The organism is Nocardiopsis sp. TNDT3 (assembly GCF_003427465.1).
Taxonomy (GTDB): domain Bacteria; phylum Actinomycetota; class Actinomycetes; order Streptosporangiales; family Streptosporangiaceae; genus Nocardiopsis; species Nocardiopsis dassonvillei.
In genome coordinates, this window is the sequence record NZ_QPFC01001327.1 from 1 (window position 1) to 3,209 (window position 3,209).

2 protein-coding genes are annotated in these 3,209 nt (G+C 68.9%); both read right to left on the reverse strand.

Annotation, left to right across the window (positions count from 1 at the left end):
• Positions 1–71 precede the first annotated feature (71 nt).
• A complete protein-coding gene (locus DQW06_RS27435) occupies positions 72–587 on the reverse strand; it encodes a hypothetical protein (protein ID WP_117199575.1) in 516 nt (171 codons plus the stop codon).
• Positions 588–633: 46 nt separating this feature from the next.
• A partial coding sequence (locus DQW06_RS27440) for a hypothetical protein (RefSeq protein WP_117199576.1) occupies positions 634–3,209 on the reverse strand: 2,576 nt, incomplete at its 5' end.

Sequence of the window (3,209 nt, forward strand, 5' to 3'; positions counted from 1 at the left end):
GGGCCGGTGCGCGTACGACGCACCGGCCCCCTTCCGTGAGGGGAGCCCGTCCCCGGAGGGCCCAAGGAGGGTTACGGGGTTCCGTCCCCGCAGTCGACGTAGTCGGTGACGCTGGCCGTGTACTCCTCCTGGGTGTCGAGGGTCTCCCAGTGTTCGTCCATGTAGGCGTCGACGAACTCGTCGCCGTTCACGGGCTCCCCGCACCAGGTGACCTCGTTGGCCTCCATGGCGTCGATGAGGGCGTCATCGATCCTCGCGGTGCCGTCGACCCCCTCGGCGCGCCACGCGTCCTTGTCGGGTTCGACGGCGTATCCGTCCCCGGTCTGCTGGAGGACGCCGCTTTCGAGGAGCCTGTCCCGGCTGCCGCCGATGTCCGCGACGACCTCTTCTGGGCCGTTCTCGGCGAGCATGCGGTCGAGGGTGAGCACCATGGCCTCCCGTTCTACCCAGAAGCGGGAGACGCGGTCCGCCGGAGGGCCTCCCACCGGTCCGGGCTCGGATTCGGGCGCGGAGCACGCGGCCAGGGCCAGGCACGCGGACAGGGGGACCGCCAGGAAGACGGGCGCACGGCCTTCACGGTGTGTCACAGGGCCTCCAGAACGGGTGGGGTGGTGGCGGTGGCGGTCACGCGGGTCACGAGCCTCCGGGCGGGTTCCCGAACGTCTCGAGTCCGCCTCCGAAGTAGGTCTCCGCCTCCTGGTAGCCGCCCATGTACTGGTCGGTGAACTGCTCCACTCCCTCGTGGGCGGGCGTGCTGTGATCGACCGGGTACCCGTACTCGTCCTCGTAGGTGATGTCGACGGTGGTGCTGTCCATGACGGCGCTGAGCGCGTCGTCCATCCCGGAGAGCGCGTCGTCCTCGTTGTTCCGCCACCGGTTGGGGTCCGTCTCGAAACTCATCGTGACGGAGTCGTCGATGACGAAGTCGTTGGGGAGGTCGGCCGCACTGAGCACCACGCCGTTCCGCTCGATGGTGAGCGCACCACCGTCGACCAGCGCCCTGAGGTGGCCCCGCTCCACGCCGTCGAACGCCCCGGGGGCGCTGTGGGCGAGGAAGTCGAACGTCGCCGCCTGGAAGGCGCGCGTGGTGCTCTCCTCGCCGGTGTGGACGGGGTGGCGGGGGGAGACCTCGTACTCGCCGTCCACGATCGCGTTCACGATGCTCTCCTTGGCCAGTCCCATCCCCGTCGACAGGGCCCTGCCGATGACCGGGACTTTGTCGGAGAGCTTTCCCGCCTCGCCCACCACGAACTCGGCGATCTGCGTGTTGCGTTCGATGGTCTTGTCGAGGTCGGCGCTCCGGTCCTCCGAGTCCAGGTACAGGGCGCGTTCCAACAGCCCCTGGAGCTGTCCGGCGCCGCGCGCGGCGGTCGCCTCGTTGCCGGACTCCAGGAACGCGATGGATTCCAACTGCTTGTACACGTCCACCGTGTTGACCATGCGTCCGGCGGTTTCGTCGTTGCCCACGAGGAGCTGCATGTACAGGGCGCGCTCCTCGGCGCCCAGGCGCACGGTGCCCGTCTCCGGATCGAAGTCCCCGATGCCCGTCACGGGGTTCTCGTTCAGATCCAGGATGTCGGTGTTGGCGAAGCTGTAGATGTGCGCGTCGAAGACGTCGGCGAGGCTGTCGGCCAGCTCCCCGTTGAACTGGGTGAACGAGGCGTCGGAGTACTCGTTGTCTCCCTCGGTCACGTCCACGCCGGTGTTGACGAGGGCCTCGTGCATCTCCGCTTCGGTGATGGTCTCCATGAACCCGGCGAAACCGTCCCCGGCCCGCTGGCGCACGTCGGGGTCCTCGCTGTGGATGTCCTCGGCCAGCCAGTCGGTGAGCTGGCGCGCGGTGCGGCCGTCGTCGTGCCACTCGTGGGTGAGCGTGCCCTCCAGCGCCCGTGTGCGCAGGTCCTCGTCGCCGTGGTCGACGCCCTCCTCCGTGTCGACGTGCTCGCCGGTGAGCATGTAGTAGTTGGCGTCGGTGTTGCGGCTGGCCACGTCGATGATGTGGGAGACCTGCTCGGAGTCGGGCAGCACCCCGTCGGGGTCGGGGTCGTCGCCCCAGGCGTCGAGGAACGCGCCGGTGGTCAGGTGCAGGTTGGTCGACAGCCCGTAGCCGCCCTGGAGTCCCTCGTCCGTGTGCTCCATGAAGGCGGAGAGCGCCTTCATGTCCATCCCCATGCTCACGGGCGTGCCGGGGAGCTTGTTCTCGGCGTCGGGGTTGATCCAGGAGCCCTCGACGGCGTACCGGAAGCTCTCGGGCAGGTTGTCGTACCCTCCGCCGAGCGCGGGGTCCGAGAGCGCGAGCAGCCCGTTGCCGAGGACGCCGAGGGCGTCCTCCCGCTCCTCGTCGCTCATGCCGGACTCGTTCATGAGGTCGGGGTAGACCATGATGCCCGCCCCGACCCCGTCCCTGCGGTAGGGCTCCTCCAGCTGGGCGTAGAACTCCTCCAGGAACGCGATCTCCTCGGGGCTGAGCTCCGTGCCGTCCTGCTGGTTCTGCCGGGCGCCGGTCCCCACCATCGTGAGCACGAGCATCATCTCGTGGTAGCGGTCGTCCAGCGGCTTGTCACCGGACCAGTAGGCGGCGAGCTCGTCGGCGTACTGCTCGGCGTTCTCGGGCGTGAGCTCGCTGTCGTCGATGAGCGAGGAGTAGCGGGAGGGGTCCAGGTTGAGGAACGCCCAGTTGGCGTTGCCCGTGTCCATGAGCTTGCGGACGTTCTCCGGGGTCGGACCCTGTTCGAGCATCGTCCGGACGTCCTCGGCGCCGTCCTGGAGCTTCTGCCAGTTGGTCTGCTCCTGGCTGATGAGCCCCTCCTGCACGGTGGCGAGCTCGTCGTAGAGGGCCCGGCACCGCGCCTCGTCCCCCGCGCCCCAGTCCGTCCAGAGGAAGCCGTCGGCCTGGGGGTGGGACGAGGTGATGTGGTCGTCCTTGTACTTGGCGGGGACGGCGTTCTCCTTCTCCGTCCTGCTGCTCTCCCAGGTGGTGACCTGGGAGTCGCGCTCCTCGTGGAAGGCCTTCACGATGTCCCCCCACCTCTCGGCCACCGAGGCCGCGTAGGTGACCGAGACGGCGGCGTCCCGCCAGTTCTGCAGGTCCTCCTCGGACAGGCTCCGGATGTCCCAGGCGATGACGTCGGTGAACTCGCCCGCGGCCGAGTCGAAACTCCCGCTGAGGTCGTCGGCGCGGCCGAGGAGTCGTGCGTTGAGGACCTCCA